Genomic DNA, 18,770 nt, shown 5'->3' on the forward strand with positions numbered 1-18,770 from the left:
CGGCCGAGCGCGACGGCGGCCTCCCGGCCCCGCGCCCCGTCGTGCAGCAGGATCGGCGCCGTCCCGGGCGGGCTGCCCGGGTGGTGCCAGAGCGAGCGCGACCCGGTGGAGGTCACCGTGCCGCACAGCGCGGGCACGGAGACCACGGCCGCGGTGACGCCGCGCCCGGGCTCGCGCAGCGCCACGTGCACGGCCCAGTACGGGCAGCCCGGCCGCCCGTACGCCTTCGCGTCGTCCAGCGGTACGACCTCCCAGGTCCGGCGGGCGACGCGCTTCCGCGGCGGCTTCCCCAACGAGACGGCGTCACCGGGGAACGTGGTCAGCAGGCGGTTCCTGATGAGCGCTCCGGCGCAGCGGCGCCCCAGCTCGCCCAGTTCCGCGCCGCTGGGCGCCAGTCCTTCCTCCTCCTGTGACCGCAGGTCGAGCAGCAGCCGGCCCGCGTGCTGGACGATCGCGGCGGCGACCCGCGTCTCCGACCCCGGTGCCCATGCTCCGGGGAGCACCTCCCAGCCCGTCGCGCCGTCGTTCGCTTCCCGAAAAGCCATCCGGAACCGCCCTCACGCTCGTGACTCGATTCGTGCCTCGGACTGTCCGCCGCACACGGTCCGCCGCCGGCGGCCGCGGGCGCGGGTGCGGATGGCTCAACCCCCGGCCACGGCGGGGATGATGGAGACCAGCGCGCCGTCGGACAGCTTGGTGTCCAGCCCCTCCGCCATGCGGACGTCCTCGTCGTCGACGTAGAGGTTGACGAAGCGGCGGAGCGCGCCTTGTTCGTCGCAGACCCGGGCCAGGATTCCGGGGTGTCCGGCCTCCAGGGCGCGCAGGGTCTCGGCCACGGTCGGTCCGGCGGGGTCGACCTGGACCTCGGCGGAACCTCCGGTGTACTGGCGGAGGATGGTGGGGATGCGGACGGTCGTGGTCATGGCAGGCTGCTCCTCTTCCGTGATGGGCGTGGGGGTTTTCCGTTTCATGGCCTGCCCGGGCACGCAGGGGCCCGGGCCCGGGGTTCGGCGGCTGGGAGGCGCGGGCTCGGAGGCACCCGGTGACCGGGGGCCGGCCCGGGGATCCGGCCCGGGAATGCGGGACGGAAATCCGGGACGGGGGGATCCGGCCCGGGAATCCGGACGGGGGATCGGGGACAGGGGCGGGCTCGAGGGGCGGGCTCGAGGGGCGGCCTTGCGGGCCGGCCCCGGGCCACGGGCGGGATGCCGGACCGGGAGTACGGGAATCCGGACCCGTGGCGCCCGGGATACCGAGCCGCGGGCGGAGGCTCAGGAGGGAAGAGCGCTCCGGAAGCCCTCCAGCGTGGCGGGGATCTCGGCGGTGGGCCCGACGACCGAGGAGACGGCGTCCAGGGTCTTCAGCCCGTCGCCGGAATTGATGATCACGGTGCGGGCGGCCGGGTCGAGCCGGCCTTCGTCGAGCAGCTTGCGCAGGCTCGCGAGGGTCACTCCGCCCGCGGTCTCCGCGAAGATGCCCTCGGTGCGGCCGAGCAGGGTGATCGCGTCGCGGATCTCGTCGTCGGAGACGTCCTCGACGCCGCCGCCGGTACGCCGGCACACGTCCAGCACGTAGGGCCCGTCGGCCGGATTGCCGATGGCCAGGGACTTCGCGATCGTCGCGGGCCGCACCGGCCGGATCGCGTCGCGGCCGTCCTTGAACGCGGTGGCCACCGGCGCGCAGCCGGTCGCCTGGGCGCCGAAGACCCGGTAGGGCCGCGGATCCACCAGGCCGAGGTCGCCGAGTTCCCCGAACGCCTTGTCCACCTTGGTCAGCTGGGAGCCGGAGGCCACGGGGACGACGACCTGCTCCGGAAGCTGCCAGCCGAGCTGTTCGGCGATCTCGTAGCCCAGCGTCTTGGAGCCCTCGGCGTAGTACGGGCGGACGTTGACGTTGACGAAGGCCCAGTCCTCGTCGTCGGCGATCTCGGTGGCGAGCCGGTTGATGTCGTCGTACGTGCCCCGGACGGCGAGCAGGAGCCCGCCGTACACGGCGGTGCACACGATCTTCGGCTGCTCCAGGTCGGCCGGTATGAGCACCACGGACCGGATGCCCGCGCGCGCCGCCGCTGCCGCCACGGCGTTGGCGAGGTTCCCGGTGGACGGGCAGGCCAGCACGGTGAAGCCCAGTTCGCGGGCGGCGGCGAGGGCGACGGCCACGACCCGGTCCTTGAAGGAGTGGGTCGGGTTCCCCGAGTCGTCCTTGATCCACAGCTCCCGCATCCCGAGCTCCCGGGCGAGATTGTCCGCCCGCACCAGCCGGGTCCAGCCCGGCTCCGTGTTGCGCGTCGCGGTGACGCCGTCGGGGACGGGCAGCAGCTGCCGGTACCGCCAGATGTTGGACGGTCCCGCCTCGATGGAGGCGCGGGTGACCTTGGTGAAGGTGTAGTCGACCTCCAGCGGCCCGAAACACTCCGGGCAGGCGAAGCGCGGGCCGAGGGCGCAGCGTGCGCCGCACTCCCGGCACCGCAGGGCCGTCGCGGGCCCGAGGTCCGGCGCGACGGTGCCCGGGCCGGAGGTCTCGCGGGTGTCCATCAGACTCATGGATACAACTCCCTCATGGGTGTCCGTTGCGAATCCGGGAAACCGGTCCGCGAGGTGGTGATTCCCCTGCCACAAGGCATGGCGGAGCCGCTCGGTGAACAGGTGGTGAAGAATGTCCGGCCCCGCCGAATTCCCGCCGGGCCACGCCGTTGTCGGTTTTTCTTTTCTTTCTTGTTCCGGTCAGATTTCCGGTGTCACGGCCAGTCCGTCATGTGTGCGCCCGCCGCTTTCCGCGCGTTCGCATCCGCACACCCGGCCCGGTCAGCCGCTCCGCCGGCGCTCGCGGTAGGCGGCGGCGGAGGCCCGGTCGTTGCACTGCTCGGAGCAGTACCTGCGGTTCCCCGGGCGCGTACGGTCCACGAAGACGCGCCCGCACGGAGGGGCGCCGCACACGCCCAGCCGCCGTACGCCCTGGCCGGCGACGAACTCCGCGACGGCGCCGGACAGCCGGGCCGCGAGCCGCGGGGCGCCGCACCGGTCCGATCCCCACTCCAGGTACACCTCGCCGGTGCGGTCCACCCGGAGCTGCGGGACGGCACCCGCCTGCCGGAGCAGCACGTTGAGCACCGGAACCGTGTCGGCCCGGGTCCGGGCGAGGAACACCTGGTGCAACTGGTGCCGCAGCCGGCGGAGGGAGTCGAGGTCGCACGGGGACAGCTCCTCGGCCAGTCGGTGCTCGGCGAACCCCGCCAGGACGCCCTGGAAGTACGACATGGTGGTGAGGCGGTCGAGCGGCCCGGCCGGTGTCTGCGCCGTGTTGACGAGGGCGACCGCCAGGTCCAGGTCGCACGCCGGTCTCGCGCCGTACATACCGTGTTCCCGTCGGCACCGGGGCCCGGGGGCCCTGCCGGCGAGGCGGGTACCCGGGCCCGGGCCGCGTATCCGCGGCAGGCCGCGCCGGGGCGCGTCGCCGTGGCCGCCGCGGGGCGCCGGCCCGTCATGCGACCACCTCGTTCACCCCGCCGTCCTGGGTGCCCGCCCGGACGGGCTCGCCCCCCGCCGCGCACACGTGCCCCAGGACGTCCTGCCGGGTGACGACGCCGACGGCCTTGCCGCCGTCGAAGACCAGCAGCCCGTCCGAGGCGGCGAAGGCGGGCATCACGTCGCCGACCGCCACACCGGCGCCGACCGTGGGCAACGGCGCCGACATGTGCCGGCCCACCGGATCACCGGGCCCTGCCGCCTCGGTGATCAGGGCGTCGAGCAGGTCGCGCTCGTTGACCGATCCCACCACTTCCCCGGCCGTCACCGGCGGTTCGGCGTTGACCACCGGCATCTGGGAGACGCCGTGCTCGCGGAGGACCGCGGCGGCCTGGGCCATGGTCTGGTCGGGGTGCACATGGACGATGTGCGGGGACGGCGCCGCCTTGGCGCGCAGCAGGTCGCCCACGCCGGTCATCTCCCCGCCCGGCGGCAGGAATCCGTGGGCGGCCATCCAGGTGTCGTTGAAGATCTTGGCGAGGTAGCCGCGCCCGCCGTCCGGCAGCAGGACCACGATGACGTCGTCCGGCCCGCAGCCGCGCGCGACCTTCAGTGCCGCGGCGACGGCCAGCCCGCAGGAGCCGCCGACCAGGAGGCCCTCCTCGCGGGCCAGCCGGCGGGTGACCGCGAAGGACTCCGCGTCGGTGACCCGGACCACCTCGTCGCAGACGTCCTTGTCGAAGGTCTGCGGCCACATGTCCTCGCCGACCCCCTCGACCAGATAGGGCCGGCCCGTGCCGCCCGAGTAGACCGAGCCCTCGGGGTCGGCCCCGACGATCCGCACCCGGCCGCCGGAGACCTCCTTCAGATAGCGTCCGACACCGCTGATCGTGCCGCCCGTGCCGATGCCGGCGACGAAGTGCGTGACCCGTTCCCGGGTCTGCTGCCAGATCTCGGGGCCGGTGGTCCGGTAGTGGCTGGCCGGGTTCTCCGGGTTGCTGTACTGGTCGGGCTTCCAGGCCCCCGGTATGTCGCGGGCCAGCCGGTCGGAGACGCTGTAGTACGAGTCCGGGTGATCCGGGGGTACGGAGGTGGGGCACACCACGACCTCGGCGCCGTAGGCCTTGAGCGTGTCCCGCTTGCTCTCGCTGACCTTGTCGGGGCAGACGGAGACACACCGGTAGCCGCGGCGGCGCGCCACCAGGGCGAGCCCGACCCCGGTGTTGCCGGAGGTCGGCTCGACGATGGTGCCGCCCGGCCGCAGCTGCCCGGACTTCTCCGCGGCGTCGATCATGCTCTGGGCGATCCGGTCCTTCGAACTGCCGCCGGGATTGAGGTACTCGACCTTGGCGAGGACCAGCGGTTCCAGCCCCGCCGCCAGGTCGCCGATCCTGACCAGGGGGGTGTCCCCGATCAGGTCACAGATGTCGTCCACGTAGTCCACGGTCATCAACTCCTCAGGAGTGCCTAGCCGTACGAATCCGCGCGTGCGCCGGGGGACGGGCCCGCCGGGTTCCTCAGGAGAGGCCCAGCCCGCCCGCCACGGTCAGGACCTGGCCGGTCAGCGAGGCGCCTCCGGCGGTGATGAGCTGGTGGGCCGTGTCGGCGACCTCCTCCGGTTCGACGAGCCGGCCCAGCGGGACCCGGGAGAGGTAGGCCGCGAGGGCCTGCTCCGGGTCCTCGTTGATCGTCGCGAGCACGTCGTCCCGCACTCCCCCGTCGGCCAGCGCCGGCGCGACGGCGTTGCACCGTACGGGCAGCCCGGAGCGGGCGCAGTACAGCGCCACCGACTTGGTCAGGTGCACCACGGCGGCCTTCATCGCCCCGTACGGCGCCATCCCGGGCGTGGCCAGCAGGCCCGCCGTGGACGAGACGTTGACGATCGAGACCGGGTGCTCCGGCCGGCGGCGGATGATCTCGGCACAGCCGAGCCAGGTGCCGACGACATGGGTGTCCAGCAGGTCGTGCCACTGCTGGGGCGAGGCGGAGAGCAGGTCCTGCGGCACACCCCCGAGCTGTCCGGCCGCGTTGACCAGGGCGTCGATCCGGCCGTGCCGTTCGACGACCTCGTCCAGGACCGCCGTCCAGGACTTGGCGTCCCGTACGTCGTGCGTCAAGCCGCCGTCCCGGGGCGTCCGCCCGGTGCGGACCACCGTCGCGCCCTCCCGCTCCGCTCTTCGTCCTATCGCGTCGCCGAGCGAGCCGAAGCCCCCGGTGACGACCACCACGGATGTCGCCGCGTCCACGTGCATGGTTCCCCTCTCGGTTCGGGACCGGGCCGGTCCCGGTGCGGGACCGGCCCGTTCTCAGCGCAGCACCGACCCGAGGCGGCGGACCGCCTCGGTGAGCGTCTCCTGCCGCTTGCAGGCCGCGAATCGCACGATCGAGCCCGTGCCTGCCACGGGCTCGGAGTAGAAGACGGACATCGGCAGCCCGGCCACGCCGGCGTCTGTGATCATCCGGTGGCACCAGTCCTCCGCGTCCTCGCCGACATCGGCGAGGACGAAGAAGCCGCAGTCCGGGGTCTCGGCCGGCAGGCCCAGCCCGCGCAGGTCGGCGGCGAAGCCCCGCACCTTCTCCCCGAGTTCGCGGGCGCGGCGCTCCAGCACGCCGCCGGTGCCCGGGTCGTCGAGGACGGCCGCGGTCGCCAGTTGCAGCGGAGTGGGCGGGCAGAAGGTGAGGAACTGGTGGACGGCGCGGATCCGCCGGGTCAGCTCCGGGCCCGCGACCGCCCAGCCGATCCGCCAGCCGGTGGCGGCGAAGGTCTTCGACACGGAGGAGATCTTGATCCGCAGTTCCGGATCGGGCACCGCCGCCAGCACCCCCCGGTGCGGGCTGCCGTCCAGACTCAGATGCTCGTAGGGCTCGTCGGACACCACCACGATCCCGTGGCGTTCGGCCAGGCCGGCCACCGCCCGCCACTCCTGCTCGTCCAGCGCGCGGCCGAGCGGGTTCCAGGGGGTGTTCACCACGATCGCCCGGGTCGCGGGAGTGACCAGCGCCTCGAGCTCCTCGGCCGTGACGCGCTCCCGCGCCGACCGCAGCCGCAGGGCGCGCGGTACGCCGCCGGCGGAGCGGACCACCGGGGCGTACTGCTCGTAGGCCGGCTCGACGAGCAGGACCTCGCTGCCGGGCCGCACCAGCGCCGTGATGGCGCAGTGCAGGGCCTCGGTGGCGCCGACGGTGACGGTGATCTCCTCGTCCGGCCGCACCGCCGCGCCGTCGTGGCGCTCGACGTGGCGGGCCAGCGCGGCCCGCAGCCGGGGGTGGCCCGGGCTCGGCGCGTACTGGTGCTCCACGCCCCCGCCGACCGCGGCGAGCGCGTCGAGCAGGACCGGTTCCGGGCCGTGGTCGAAGACGCCCTGGGCCAGGTTGACGGCCCCGTGCCGGGCCGCGAGGGCGGGTATGCGTACGAAGACGGACTCGGTGACGGCCGCGCCGGCGGCCGGGGCGGCGGCCATCAGCGGTCACCGTCCTCGGCCGGCTCGCCCGCCGGGGGCCCGGCGGCCGCCTCCCGCGCCTCCGGGGCGGGCGTCCCGTTCTTCCGGCGGCGCCGGACCGTCTGGGTGACGAGGGCCGCGATCAGCACCAGCACTCCGTACAGGGCGTGCTGCAGGGACTCCAGGAGGCTGACCGCGATCACCACGAACAGCACGAGGTTGAGCCCCGAACGGACCGTCAGGCCCCGCACCCGCACGTACGAGACGATGCTGAGGACGTACAGCAGCATGAAGATGGCGCTGGCGGTGGCCGTGGTGTCGACCACCAGGGACGGTTTGAAGCCCAGCAGCACGGTGGTCGCGGAGAACAGCACGGCCAGCAGCGTCAGCGACCGTTTCCGGGACTTCTCGCCGCCGGACATCACGAGCACGGCCGGCAGCATGCCGTTGTCGGCGGCGTCGTACGTCAGCTGGGAGACACCCCAGACCCAGGCGATCGCGTTCAGCAGCATCGCGCAGCACGCAATGAAGGTGACCGCCCACAGCATGGCCTGTCCCCAGCCCACCGCCTCGACGAGTTGCAGCAGCCCGACCACCTGGTCGACGTCGCCGCGCGGGACGGTGACGGCGATGGCCACGGTGAGCAGGATGGTGAAGATGCCGTAGACGGTGAGCGCGATGGAGCTGACCGGCAGGAAGTCGCGCTCCGGGTTGCGGAACTCGCGGGCGAGGAAGGTCAGGTTCTCGAAACCGGCGAAGGCCCAGAAGGAGAGCAGCACGCCCGGCAGTACGACGTCGAGGCCGCTGGTGCCCGGCACGACCGTGTCCAGCCCGTCCCGGGCCGAGGGAACGGCCGACAGCAGCAGCACGGTGGCGACCAGGACGAGGCCCCAGGTGGCCGCGGTCTGGACCCGGGTGCTCGCGCGCACCCCGGCGAGGTTGATCAGCAGCGCCGCGACCAGCACCGCCACGGCGATGGTGATCGTCGTGGCACGGGCCATGTCGAAGGTCTGCGCGACGTAGCGTCCGGCGACGAACGCGCCGGACGGCAGGCCGACGATGACCAGCGCGATGAACATCACCGGCACGCAGCGGGCGAACACGTCACCGAGCCCGAGCCGGATGAACGCCTCGATGCCCCGGCCGTCCGGGTTGGAGCGCACCATGTCGTCGAACATGAGCAGCATCGGCAGGCACAGCAGGATCGACAGCGCCCACACCAGCAGGCTGTTGTGGCCGGCGCGTGCGTAGACGGCCGACGGGAGGAAGAGGATGCCCGACCCGGCGATCGACCCGATGGCCAGCGGAATGGCCTGCCAGCGGGTCAGCCCGCGGGCGGCGGTGCTTTGAGCGGTGTCGGTCACCGGGCGGCCCCGCCGTTCCCGCTGCCGCCGTTGTTCCCGCCGTTGCCGCCGGTCAGTCCGGTGCCGCCGGTCCCGTCGTCCCCGTCCGCCGTCCACGGCAGGACCCGCCCGCGGCCCAGGATTCCGCCCGGGTCCAGCGCGGTCTTCAGGGTCCGCATGAGTTCGATCTCGCCCGCGGACCGGGTGTAGCCGAGATACTCGCGCTTCTCGAAGCCCACGCCGTGCTCGGCGGAGATGGACCCCCCGCAGGAGGAGACGGTGCGGTAGACGATGTGCTCGACATCGGCCTTGCGCTCACGGGTCTTCTCGCCCGTGGCCACGGCGATGTGCACGTTGTCGTCGCCGAGATGGCCGAAGACCAGCAGGCGCACCCCCGGCCACTGGCGTCGCAGCTCGGCCCGCATCTCCTCCAGCGACGCGGCGAGCGAACCGGCGGGCACGCTCACGTCGAAGCCGAACAGCGGCTGCATGCGCAGCACTTCGCCGGGGATGCGCTCACGGGCCCGCCAGAAGGCCTTCAGGTCCGCCGGGGAGGTGGCGACGGCGGTGTCGGCCAGCGTGTCGGACAGCTCCTCCAGGCAGGCGACGAACACGTCGGCGTCGTCGGGCCGGCTGGTCTCGCACTCGGCCAGGATGTACAGCGGGTGTCCCTGGGGCAGCGGCAGCCGCACCCCGGTCCCCTCCAGGACCGCGTACGCGTCGGCCCAGATGACCTCGAACGACGTCAGCGAGCCGGGCATCCGCTCCCGCAGCGTGCCGAGCACCTTCAGCGCCCCGTCCACGTCGGCCACCGCGCAGAACGCGCCGGTGCGGCCCTGCGGGGCCGGGTGCAGCGCGAGGGTCGCGGCGGTGACCACGCCGAGGGTGCCCTCGCTGCCGATGAACAGCTGCTTCAGGTCGTAGCCCGCGTTGTCCTTGACCAGGTCGGTGGAGAGGTCGAGCAGCGTGCCGTCGGCGAGGACCACCTGAAGGGAGCGCACGTGCCTTCGCGTCATGCCGTAGCCGACGACGTTGACGCCGCCGGCGTTGGTGGCGACACAGCCGCCGATCGTGGCCGAGTCCTTCGAGGCCAGGTCGATGGGCACCGTCAGCCCGTGCGGCGCGGCGTGCTGCTGGAGATCCGCGAGGGTCACCCCGGCGCCGGCGGTGACCGTCCCGGCCACCGGGTCGACCGCGCCCAGTTCCGTCAACCGCTCGGTGGAGAGCACCACTTCGCCCGCCCCGGGCACCCCGCCGGACACCAGGCCCGTCATGCCGCCCTGCACCACCACCGGCTGCCCGTGGGCGTGGCAGTAGCGCAGCACCATCGCGACCTCTTCGGCGGTGCCGGGCCGTACGACGACTCCGGCCACCCCGACGCGGTCGCTGCCCCAGAGGTCTTGGGTGTAGCGCCCGGGCAGGTCGGGCCCCACGAGGACATGGCGCTCCCCGACGAGGAGCCGCAGGGCGTCGGCGTGCCGGGCGGCACCCTCTTCCGCTGCCTCCCGTACGAGGGGTGGGCGTGTGGTCACAACGGTTCTCCTAGTGAGCTGACGGCAGGTCGAAATTGGCGTGCACGGCCTGGGAGCTGGCACGCACGTGCAGCAGGTAGCCGCCCGGATTGCACAGGGCCCGGCGTACCGCCGGGGCGGCATGATACGGCTCGGCCACCCGCTCGGCAGGCAGCCCGAACGACCGTGCCCACTGCACGAGATCCGGATTCTCCAGGCCGGTGCCGCAGTCGGTCGCGGCGCCGCGCCGGGCCGCGTGCGCCCGGATGGTGCCGTATCCGCCGTTGTCCGCCACGATGATCACCGGGAACCGGCCGGCCGCGCGGGCGGTGGCGAGTTCGTTGCCGGTCATCAGCAGCCCGCCGTCGCCCACGACGGCGACGGCCGTGCGGTCGGGGTGGCGCAGCGCCGCCGCCACCGCGGCCGGCACGCCGAATCCCATCGATCCGCCCGCGAGCGCCAGCAGCCGCTGGTGGGCCCGGAGGCGCACATGGCGGTGGATCCAGCTGCTGAAGTTCCCGGCGTCGAGGGTGAGGATCGCGTCGTCCGGCAGTCTGCTGTCCAGGGCGGCGGCGATCTCGGTGAAGTCGACCCCGTCCGGGCGGGGCCGGGGGTGCGGGGCGCTGAGCCGGTTCTCCAGGGAACGCCAGCCGCTCAGCCAGCCGTGGCGCTCCGTGCCGTGCCCGGCGGCGCGGGCGTCGCCGGCCGTCCCGGCGCCGTCGTCCGCCGCCGGGGCTCCGCCGGGCGGGGCCGCGGCCAGCCGTGCCAGGACCTCCGGCGGGTCGGCGGCCAGGTGCTCGCCGGGGCCGCGCGGCTCCGGGTGCACGGTGACCAGGCCGGCGCCGCCGTCGTACCAGCCGGACAGGTGGATCTCGTCCGGCAGCGCGCCGAGCAGGACCACGGCGTCGGCCTCGGCGAGCCGTTCCCGGGTGGCGGCCGGCGTGCCGAGGTGCAGGTGCCCGGCGTAGTGCGGGTGTCCGTTGTCGAGCAGGTCCTGCTGCTTGTTGCCCAGCAGTACGGGCACGCCGGCGGCGCGGGCGAACGCGTCGAGCAGGTCGCCGGGCCGGTCGGTGTCGCCGGTGCGCAGCAGCCGCCCGGCCAGGAGAACCGGCCGGCGCGCGGCGGCCAGCACCGAGCGGACCCGGCGCGCGGCGGCCTCGGCCGCGTCCGCCCGCCGAGCCTCCCCCGGGCCCGGAGCGGCGGTGGCGGGGGCCGGTGCGCAGGCCGCGGAGCCGGGGACCGGCAGGTCCCACAGGTCCTCGGGGACGACGAGGACGACGGGGCCGGGGACCGGCGCACCCAGCACCCGCGCGGCGCGCTCCAACGCAGCCGGCAGGTCCTCCGGGCGCTCCGGGGTGATCACCGGTGCCAGGCCGCCCAGCATCGCGTCCATGCCGGTGCCCTGGAATCCCAGGACCGGGTCGGTGCCCCGGTCCGCTCCCCCGACCAGCAGGAGCAGCGGCGCGGGATCGGCCTTGGCCGCGTCCAGGGCGATGCAGGCGTTGGCCGCGCCCGGTGAGCGGTTGACCGCCACGACGGCCGGCCGGCCGGTGAGCCGGGTGTCGGCGAGCGCGGCGAAGGCGGCGCCGCCCTCGTGCCGGGCGGTGACGACCGGCAGCCCGTCGTCCCCGGCGGCGTCGAGGAGCGGCAGGAACGCCTCGCCCGGGACCGTGAACAGCCGGTCGCTGCCGAGCCCGTCGCGCAGGAAGCGCACCACGGCGCGGGCGACGTCGGTGCCGTCCTCCCGGTCGGCCCCGCGCTCCGCGGCGGTGGCAGTGGTGACGGCGGTCATTTCTGCCGCCGTGCGGGCGTCTCGTAGCGGCCCGTGACCGCCTCCTCCGGCCACACCACGACGGCGTCCTGCGCGCTGTCGCCCTGCTTGCGGTAGTGCATGAGGACGATCTCCGGGCTGTCGTGGTGGCCCTTGGCGTCGGACCAGTCGAAGGACACGGGGCCGCGCCAGGTGTCGAACGTGCCGGTCTCCAGGGCGCGCTGCAGCTCCTCGCGGCCGGTGCCGCCCCGCGCGGCGGCCTGGGCCAGCACGACCACATCGGTGAAGGCGTTGAGGCAGTTGTCCGGCGGGGCGCCGCCGAACTCCTTCTCGTAGTTCTCCACGAACCACCGTCCCACGGAGCTGAGTCCGGGCCAGTCCGGTCCGAACCGCGTGGCCGGCCAGACGACTCCGGCGCCCGCCTCGCCGGCGAGCCTCCAGTAGTCCTGCGCCCGCATGGGGAACGGGAAGCAGGCCATCATCGGCACCCCGGGCAGCACGCCCGCGGCCACGGCCGAGGCGATGACCATGTAGTTCGTGCGCACCACCGCCGCGTTGAGCAGCAGGTCGGGGGCGAACTCGGCGACGGTCCGCAGCTGCGGGTCCAGATCGGTGACGCCGTCCTGCTCGAAGTCGATCCGCAGCACCTCGGCGCCGGGCACCGTCTCGCGCAGCGCCTCCTCCAGCGTGTCCGCGAGCATCTGCCCGAAGACGGTGTCGGCGGCGACGAGCGCGATCCGCTTCCAGCCCTGTTCCCGTACGAACGACGCCATCAGCGGGGCGCGGTCGGCTATCGAGAAGTAGGTGCGGAAGATGTGCCGCCTGCCGTGGTTGACGGTGTTGTGGCCGTTCTCGATGAAGGTGGGGATCCCGATCTCGTCGGCCACGTCGGCGACGGCCGGCGTCGTCCGCAGGTGCCACTGGCCCACCAGCGCGCTGATCCGGTCGAGGTGGGCGAGTTTGCCCAGCCCGCCCACCGCGGTACGGGACATGTGCTCGACGTCGGCGCCCACCTGGTCGTTGGCCAGGAACAGCCGCACCCCGGGGCCGACCTGGTGCTCCTGCGCGTAACGGGCCCCGAGCACGGCCCCGCGGACGCACAGCTCGCCGGCGACCGGGTCGCCGGGAGGGCCGAGGGGCGTCAGGACGCCGACACGCAGGGCACCCTCCGGGGCCGTACGGTTCTGCTCCTCGACCAGTCCGGCGGCGCGCACGGCTTCTTGCGACTGGGACACACTCGACTCCTCACTGTGGTGGCCCGCGGTGCCGGCCCGTCGGGGGCCGGCCGGCCGCGGTCAGACTCCGAAGCGCTTGCGGTAGGACTCGGTGGCGCGCGTGACCGCGTCGGCCGACAGGCCGAAGTCCCCCAGCGTGTAGACGTGCTTGCCGTGTGCGTGGGCGGGCGCCGCGGACAGGTGGTCGGACACCGCGGCGCGGAACCGCTCGGAGTACGGGATCTCCAGGAACGCGCAGATGCGCCGCATGGCCTCCTGCGGGTCGCCCACCAGCTGCCGGTAGGGCAGGTCCAGCACGGGCCGGCCGCCGATCAGGTCGTCGCGGCTCTCGGCGAGACGCCGGGACAGGCCGGTGATCCGGGTGAACCACTGGGCGCCGATCTCCGTCAGCTCCCGGTGGTCGCTGCGCGCCCCGCGCAGCACCCGGCACAGGCTGGCCGTCGACCCCACCACCTCGACCGGGTCCCGGTGCAGATGGATGAAGCGGGCCTCCGGGTACGCCTGCACCAGGCTGTCCAGGAACCAGGTGTGGAACGGGCACTTGAGCACGGGCACCGGCTGCCCGCCGTCCGCGTCCCGGTGCAGGCTCATCAGGACCTGGAGCTGCTCGCGGTGCCGGCGGTACGGCTCGGCCAGGTCCTGCCGGTGCAGCCAGTCGCCGTACGACGGCACCCGGTACCGCATCTCCAGGACCATGCTGTGGAAGGTGTTGGCCAGCAGCCGGTGGCACTCGTCGGGGCGGCCGGCGTCGATGAAGTGGACGGCCGGCAGCTCCGGGGCCTTGCGGTAGTAGTCGTCGACGTAGCCCTGGGCCCGGTCCCGCAGTTCGTCGTGCCGGTCCGGCGACCGGACGGCGTCCGTGTGGTGGGCGAGTTCCCACAGCAGCGGGCTGTGCAGCGCCTCGTGCCGGCCGAGCAGGTTGTGCAGGAGGGTGCTGCCGGTGCGCAGGAAGCCGATGACGAACACCGGGCGTCCCAGGTCGAGTCGGGCGATGTCGGGACGCGACCCGAGCAGTTCCGCGGTGTCGGCGAGCACTTCCTGGGAGCGCAGGATCGAACGCCACACCGGGTCCACGTCCTCCGGCCGCAGATGCGCCTCGTACCGCAGGGCGGTGGCGAAGTGGTGCAGGGCCTCCGAGAAGGGCGCCGGGCCGGTCGGCCCGGACCTCACTGCGGTGGACACCGAGTCGGCCGCGATCGTCATTCCGGTTTCCTTTCTGCTGGCCACGGGACGAGGTCGCGGGGGGTACGGCCCGACCTCAGGTCGTGCAGGTTGGCGAGGAAGGTCCGGGCCACCTCGGCCGGCTCCCCGGGGAAGGCGAAGGCGCGGTGCGGCGAGAGGATCAGCCGCGGCACGCTGCGGACGGGATCGTCGGGCGGCAGCGGTTCCCGCTCGTGTACGTCCACGAAGGCGCCCCGCAGCCGCCCCTCCCGCAGCATCGTGTGCAGGGCCTCGTTGTCGACCGTCTCGGCCCGACCCACATTGGTCACGGTGGCGTGCTCGGGCAGCGCCGCGAGCACCTCCCGTCCGACGAGCCCGCGGGTCTGCGGGGTACCGGGCAGGCAGCCGACGAGATGGTCGATGCCGGGCGCCTCCCGGACGAGCCGGGCGGCCGGCACCGTGCGCTCCGCCTCGGCCACCGGTACGTCCCCGCGCCGCGTCACGGCGACCGTGTGCGCGCCGAGGGCGGTGAGCCGGCGCAGCACGGCGCGGCCGATCCGTCCGGCACCGGCCACCGCGACCGTGCTCCCGGTGAGCAGCTGGGCCCCGGACCGGTACCAGGCGGCGGCCGGGTCGCGGACCACCTCGGGGAGTTCCTTGAGCAGCAACAGCAGGCCGGAGACCGCGTACTCGGCGACGGCCGTGACGGGCACGGCGGCGGAGTTGGTGACCAGCACGCCGGGGCGGAGTCCGGCAGCGCCCAGATGGTCGACGCCGGTCCCGGTCAGGTGCAGCCAGCGCAGCCGGTCCAGCTTCGCCAGGCTGCCCGGCGGGAACTGGAAGCCGATCAGCACATCGGCGTCGTCCGTGCCGGCCTCCTCCGCCATCCGCAGCCGGATGCCGGGCTCGCCCTCGATCACGGGCAGCAGCCGGGGGGCCATCCTGCTGTGCGCGACGAGGACGTCGAGACCGTCCCAGGCCGCTCCCCCGGCCGCGTCCGGCACCGCGGGCGCCGCGGTCTCCGCCATCGCCTACCTCGCCTTCGCGCGGTGGGCGAGCAGGTCGGAGACGGGATCGGCGGAGCCCGCGGCCGCGATCTCCAGGACGTCCTCGCTGTTGCGGCGCACCCGGTCACCGACCCAGTCGAACAGCCAGTTGACCATCTCCTTGTGCGGGAGGTCGTACGGAACGGTCCCGGTGAGGACGCACCCGGTGACCGCGGCCCCGCCGACGTTGGCGACCACGTCGGGGACCAGCGCGACGCCGCGCGCGGCCATCGCCTTCTTGGCCTCGGCCGTACAGCACAGATTGCCGCCCTCGACCACGATCCGGGCCCGTATCCGGTCCACGTTGTCCGCCCGGACGGCGTCCCCGGCGGCCGCCAGCACCAGCACGTCGGCGTCGACGTCCAGCCACGCCTCCGGCTCGCCGTGGACGGTCACGGAGTCGGGCAGCCTGCCGCGGTCGATGGTGCCGGCGGAGTTGGTCGCGGCCAGCAGGTCGGCGACCGGCAGCCCCCGCGGGTCGTGGACGGTGCCCTCGACATCGGCGACGGCGACGATGCGGTGCCCGTGGTTCTCCAGGGTCTTGGCGACGGCGCGTCCCACCGTGCCGAAACCCTGGACGGCGACCCGGCAGGAGCCCGTGTCGGACCGGCTGTCGACGGCGGCCAGCGTCCCGACGGACACGCCGTACCCGGTGATGTCGACCAGCGGCTTCCAGAAATCCGCCCAGTCGGTGGGCAGCCGCGGGATCCGGGTGTCGCGCAGCACGTCGTATCCGGCCTCGGCGAAGAAGACGTCGCGGTCGGCGTGGGTGGTCCCGAGGTCGCAGCCCAGATAGACGCCGCCGTGCAGCAGCGGGGCGACGGAGCGGCCGAACGCGCGCAGCGTCTCGTCCCGGCGGCCGGGGACGGCCCGGATGCCCGCCTTGGCGCCGCCGATGGGCAGTCCGGCCAGGGCGAGCTTGGTGGTCATGGCGCGGGCGAGATTCTTGACCTCGTCCTCGGTGACGGACTCCGTCATCCGGGTGCCGCCCATCGCCATGCCGTCGGCGAGCGAGTCCACCACGACCCAGCTGTGGAGCCCGTCCGGCGGGGACGTGACCACGGTGGCCAGCAGCGGGTCGGCCGCGCTCTCCTCCGCGGGCCTACTTTGCAAAAGCGTACCTGTCATGCGTACTCGCCTCCACGGCCGCAAGGCCTCGATGCGGATGACATGCGCCACGTCGTGCTTTTCGGCACCCGCCTGTCGGCGCGATGCACGGCGGCGAGCACTAATTCCCGCGTATTTCGGGGAGATGGACGCGGTTTCGCTCCCGCCGTCGACGACTGTATCCGGCAAAAGCATGGCGGCCGCATGCTCACCGCATATGGAAATGATCAGTCCTTTCCGGTCCGCGGCACGGCGCCGGTGAACTCGGCGGGGGTGCCGGAATCGTGGAAAGGCGAAGCCCGGGGAGGCGTACCGGCCGTGCCGGAGGCGGAGGAGCCGCGGCCGTGGGGAGGTCACGCGTGGGCGAGTTCGTCGAGCCGTCCCCGCATGGAGCGGAGGCTGCTGCGCACCTGGGCGCTGTCGTACTGCAACGCGGCCGAATGGACGGCCAGGAGACCGGGCGAGGGCGGTATTCCCAACTCGTCGCGGAAGAGCCGCTGCGCTTTGCGGTACGTGCTCAGACAGGTGGAGAAGTCGGCCTTCCCGTACAGCGCGGCGATCAACACGCCCCAGGACCGCTCCCGTAACGGGTGGTCGGCGATGACGGAGCGGGCCCGCATGGCGGCCTCGGCATAGGCGCCCAGATGCACCCGCGCCTCCGCCTGGTCCTCCATGGCGTTGAGCCGCATCTCGTCCAGGGCGTCGAGACGGGCCCGCAGCCGGCTGGAACCGGCGGCGTCGATGCCGGCGGGGCCGCGCCACAGGTCGAGCGCGGAGGTGAGCAGCCGGCTGCTCTCCTCCGGATCGCCCTCCGCGAGCCGGCGACCGCCCGCGATCGCGAGGCTGACGAAGCGGGTCCGGTCGACCGCGGCCGGCTCGGCCGCCAGGAGGTAGCTGGCCACACCGCGGCCGCCGCCCCCGCCCCGCCGCACGACCAACTCGGCCGCGTCGCCGAGGTCCTTGCGCAGCGCGCTGAGGTAGCCGCGCAGATTGGCCTCGGCGGACGCGGGGGGTTCGTCCCAGAGGAGTCCGAGGAGTTCGTCCCGGGACAGTTCCTTGCCCGGGTGGATGGCCAGCGCCGCCAGCACCCCTCTCACCATGGTCGACCGGGGAGCATGGCAGGTCCCACCGGACTCGACACAGACAGGGCCAAGAATGCGGATCATCGATCCCCCAGTTCTGGATGGCGAGCAGGAAGGCGGACACCGCCGCGGCCCGGTCCGGACCGCGAGGGGCCGCCCGTCATCGTCCGACCGCCCGGGGGTCGTGCCCGGACGGTCCGTCAAGGGCGGAAGTCGTCGTCTCCCCGCGGAGCGCGGGGGCACCGGCCGGGCCGCGTCGCGTACGAGCCGGCGGCGGCCGTCGCTCACTCAGCAGGGCGGTGTTCCGGAGCGGTTCGGGAACCGCTGCTCGCCGCCTCCGTCCCCCGTCCTCGGCGGGGCCTGCTGTCCCGGCTCTCGTCGAGCCGCCCCGGGCAGGGTTCGCGGCAGGGCGGGCGGGGCGGCGAGGCGGTCTCCGGACACGGCCACATGGGCTCCCGGTGGGATGGGGGGAGGTCAGCACCAAAGCGGGTCTAGCCGGTGACGAACTTAGGGAACCCGGAGATGAGCCGACAAGTGAAAAAATCACGTTCCGCATATGACCGGCAACTATTGAAGGTATCCGACGTCCGGAACGAGGGCGGTCCCGTGGTCCCGGACAGCCCCGAGGACCGGCCCGGCCGGGGGACTCGGGCGTGCGGCGGGCCACCGCGGAAGATCTAGAGTGATCATGTGGCAGAGCAGCACACTCCGCGATCCCTGATCGTCACGTTCTACGGCGCCCACGGGCGCGGCCGCCCATCCGGGGAAGCCGCGCACGGCGTCACCGGACCGATGCCCGTCGCCGCGCTGATCCGGCTCCTCGGCACGGTGGGCGTCGACGCCCCGTCCGTCCGCTCGGCGGTCTCCCGGCTCAAACGCCGCGGGCTGCTGCTGCCGGCGCGCACCGCGGGAGGCGCGGCCGGGTACGCCCTGTCGGACAGCGCGCGGCAACTGCTGGAGGACGGCGACCGGCGCATCTTCGGGCGGCCCGCGGCCCGGCTCGGTGACGGCTGGGTGCTGGCCGTGTTCTCCGTACCCGAGCAGGAACGGCACAAGCGGCACCTGCTGCGTTCCCGGCTGGCGCGGCTCGGGTTCGGCTCGGCGGCGCCCGGGGTGTGGATCGCGCCGGCGCCTCTGCTGGAGGAGACCCGGCACACCCTGGAGCGGCTGCGGCTGGCCGGCTACGTCGACCTGTTCACGGGTGCGCACGCGGGATACGAGCCGACGGTCCGCTCCGTCGGGCGCTGGTGGGACCTGGACGCGGTGGCGGCGCTGCACCGCGGCTTCCTCACCGGCCACGAGCCGCTGCTGCGCCGCTGGAAGGCCCGCCGGGGAGGGTCCGCCGAGGAGGCCTACCGGGACCATCTGCTGGTCCTCGACTCCTGGTGCCGGATCCCGTACGCCGATCCGGGACTGCCGCCCGAACTGCTGCCGGCGGGCTGGCCGGGCGGCCGGAGCGCCGAGGTGTTCGCCGAGCTGCACGACCGGCTGCGGGAAGCGGCCGCGGAGCATGTCCGGCGCACGGTGGCGGATCTGGGCTGAGGCGGCGCGGGGCGCACGGACGGTGTACGGACGGTGTGCGGACGGGGGTGTACGGAGGGTGTACGGAC

Annotated in this window: 16 protein-coding genes; 1 reads left to right on the forward strand and 15 read right to left on the reverse strand. The window is 73.8% G+C overall.

What is annotated here, in order from left to right; genetic code table 11:
* The 15 genes from GCU69_RS08260 to GCU69_RS08330 all read right to left on the reverse strand — a co-directional run.
* Positions 1-545: FIG domain-containing protein (locus GCU69_RS08260; protein WP_408055778.1), on the reverse strand; the 545-nt coding region annotated here is incomplete at its 3' end.
* A gap of 96 nt (positions 546-641) precedes the next feature.
* Positions 642-923, reverse strand: coding sequence for a MoaD/ThiS family protein (locus tag GCU69_RS08265; protein WP_098754131.1), 282 nt, complete (start codon positions 921-923; stop codon positions 642-644).
* Positions 924-1,271: 348 nt separating this feature from the next.
* Positions 1,272-2,534, reverse strand: coding sequence for a threonine synthase (gene thrC / locus GCU69_RS08270; protein WP_098754128.1), 1,263 nt, complete (start codon positions 2,532-2,534; stop codon positions 1,272-1,274).
* Positions 2,535-2,804: 270 nt separating this feature from the next.
* A complete protein-coding gene (locus tag GCU69_RS08275; protein ID WP_098754127.1) occupies positions 2,805-3,353 on the reverse strand; it encodes a CGNR zinc finger domain-containing protein in 549 nt (182 codons plus the stop codon).
* A 127-nt stretch (positions 3,354-3,480) separates the two neighbouring features.
* Complete coding sequence (locus GCU69_RS08280) at positions 3,481-4,908, reverse strand: cystathionine beta-synthase (protein WP_098754130.1); 1,428 nt, start codon at positions 4,906-4,908, stop codon at positions 3,481-3,483.
* 73 nt (positions 4,909-4,981) lie between these two features.
* Entirely contained in the window at positions 4,982-5,710 is a 729-nt protein-coding gene (locus tag GCU69_RS08285) for an SDR family NAD(P)-dependent oxidoreductase (protein ID WP_170315803.1), read from the reverse strand.
* A 60-nt stretch (positions 5,711-5,770) separates the two neighbouring features.
* Positions 5,771-6,925 (reverse strand): pyridoxal phosphate-dependent aminotransferase, encoded by a 1,155-nt coding sequence (locus GCU69_RS08290; RefSeq protein ID WP_098754125.1) that lies wholly within the window; start codon positions 6,923-6,925, stop codon positions 5,771-5,773.
* Positions 6,925-8,268 carry an APC family permease gene (locus tag GCU69_RS08295; protein WP_170315804.1) on the reverse strand — a complete coding sequence of 448 codons (1,344 nt, stop codon included), beginning with the start codon at positions 8,266-8,268 and terminating at the stop codon, positions 6,925-6,927. Before GCU69_RS08295 ends, GCU69_RS08290 begins: the two co-directional genes overlap by 1 nt.
* Positions 8,265-9,779, reverse strand: a complete 1,515-nt coding sequence (locus tag GCU69_RS08300; protein WP_170315805.1) for an FAD-binding oxidoreductase — start codon at positions 9,777-9,779, stop codon at positions 8,265-8,267. The genes GCU69_RS08295 and GCU69_RS08300 overlap by 4 nt, the downstream gene beginning before the upstream one ends.
* A 10-nt stretch (positions 9,780-9,789) precedes the next feature.
* The gene (locus tag GCU69_RS08305; RefSeq protein ID WP_098754122.1) at positions 9,790-11,550 is read right to left on the reverse strand and encodes a thiamine pyrophosphate-dependent enzyme; all 1,761 of its coding nucleotides are present in this window, start codon (positions 11,548-11,550) and stop codon (positions 9,790-9,792) included.
* Positions 11,547-12,764, reverse strand: a complete 1,218-nt coding sequence (locus GCU69_RS08310; protein ID WP_156205535.1) for an ABC transporter substrate-binding protein — start codon at positions 12,762-12,764, stop codon at positions 11,547-11,549. Before GCU69_RS08310 ends, GCU69_RS08305 begins: the two co-directional genes overlap by 4 nt.
* A 60-nt stretch (positions 12,765-12,824) precedes the next feature.
* Positions 12,825-13,967 carry a sulfotransferase family protein gene (locus GCU69_RS08315; RefSeq protein ID WP_098754120.1) on the reverse strand — a complete coding sequence of 381 codons (1,143 nt, stop codon included), beginning with the start codon at positions 13,965-13,967 and terminating at the stop codon, positions 12,825-12,827.
* Complete coding sequence (locus GCU69_RS08320) at positions 13,964-14,953, reverse strand: NAD(P)-dependent oxidoreductase (RefSeq protein ID WP_156205536.1); 990 nt, start codon at positions 14,951-14,953, stop codon at positions 13,964-13,966. The genes GCU69_RS08315 and GCU69_RS08320 overlap by 4 nt, the downstream gene beginning before the upstream one ends.
* Before the next feature lie 3 nt (positions 14,954-14,956).
* Positions 14,957-16,099: a Glu/Leu/Phe/Val family dehydrogenase gene (locus tag GCU69_RS08325; protein ID WP_098754118.1), complete on the reverse strand. Its 1,143-nt coding sequence runs from the start codon at positions 16,097-16,099 to the stop codon at positions 14,957-14,959.
* Between the two features lie 332 nt (positions 16,100-16,431).
* Positions 16,432-17,178, reverse strand: coding sequence for an AfsR/SARP family transcriptional regulator (locus tag GCU69_RS08330; protein WP_170315806.1), 747 nt, complete (start codon positions 17,176-17,178; stop codon positions 16,432-16,434).
* Between the two features lie 672 nt (positions 17,179-17,850).
* On the opposite strand from GCU69_RS08330, the gene GCU69_RS08335 reads away from it, so the two are divergent.
* Positions 17,851-18,702, forward strand: coding sequence for a PaaX family transcriptional regulator (locus GCU69_RS08335; RefSeq protein ID WP_156205537.1), 852 nt, complete (start codon positions 17,851-17,853; stop codon positions 18,700-18,702).
* Positions 18,703-18,770 lie beyond the last annotated feature (68 nt).

The sequence above is a fragment of the Streptomyces lycii genome (genome assembly GCF_009735685.1).
In the GTDB taxonomy this organism is placed as follows: domain Bacteria; phylum Actinomycetota; class Actinomycetes; order Streptomycetales; family Streptomycetaceae; genus Streptomyces; species Streptomyces lycii.

Coding starts and splice junctions, on each gene's coding strand:
- GCU69_RS08265 (WP_098754131.1), bottom strand. CDS start 923: ATGACCACGACCGTCCGCATCCCCACCATCCTCCGCCAGTACACCGGA.
- GCU69_RS08275 (WP_098754127.1), bottom strand. CDS start 3,353: ATGTACGGCGCGAGACCGGCGTGCGACCTGGACCTGGCGGTCGCCCTC.
- GCU69_RS08290 (WP_098754125.1), bottom strand. CDS start 6,925: ATGGCCGCCGCCCCGGCCGCCGGCGCGGCCGTCACCGAGTCCGTCTTC.
- GCU69_RS08305 (WP_098754122.1), bottom strand. CDS start 11,550: ATGACCGCCGTCACCACTGCCACCGCCGCGGAGCGCGGGGCCGACCGG.
- thrC (WP_098754128.1), bottom strand. CDS start 2,534: ATGGACACCCGCGAGACCTCCGGCCCGGGCACCGTCGCGCCGGACCTC.
- GCU69_RS08330 (WP_170315806.1), bottom strand. CDS start 17,178: ATGGTGAGAGGGGTGCTGGCGGCGCTGGCCATCCACCCGGGCAAGGAA.
- GCU69_RS08325 (WP_098754118.1), bottom strand. CDS start 16,099: ATGACAGGTACGCTTTTGCAAAGTAGGCCCGCGGAGGAGAGCGCGGCC.
- GCU69_RS08315 (WP_098754120.1), bottom strand. CDS start 13,967: ATGACGATCGCGGCCGACTCGGTGTCCACCGCAGTGAGGTCCGGGCCG.
- GCU69_RS08320 (WP_156205536.1), bottom strand. CDS start 14,953: ATGGCGGAGACCGCGGCGCCCGCGGTGCCGGACGCGGCCGGGGGAGCG.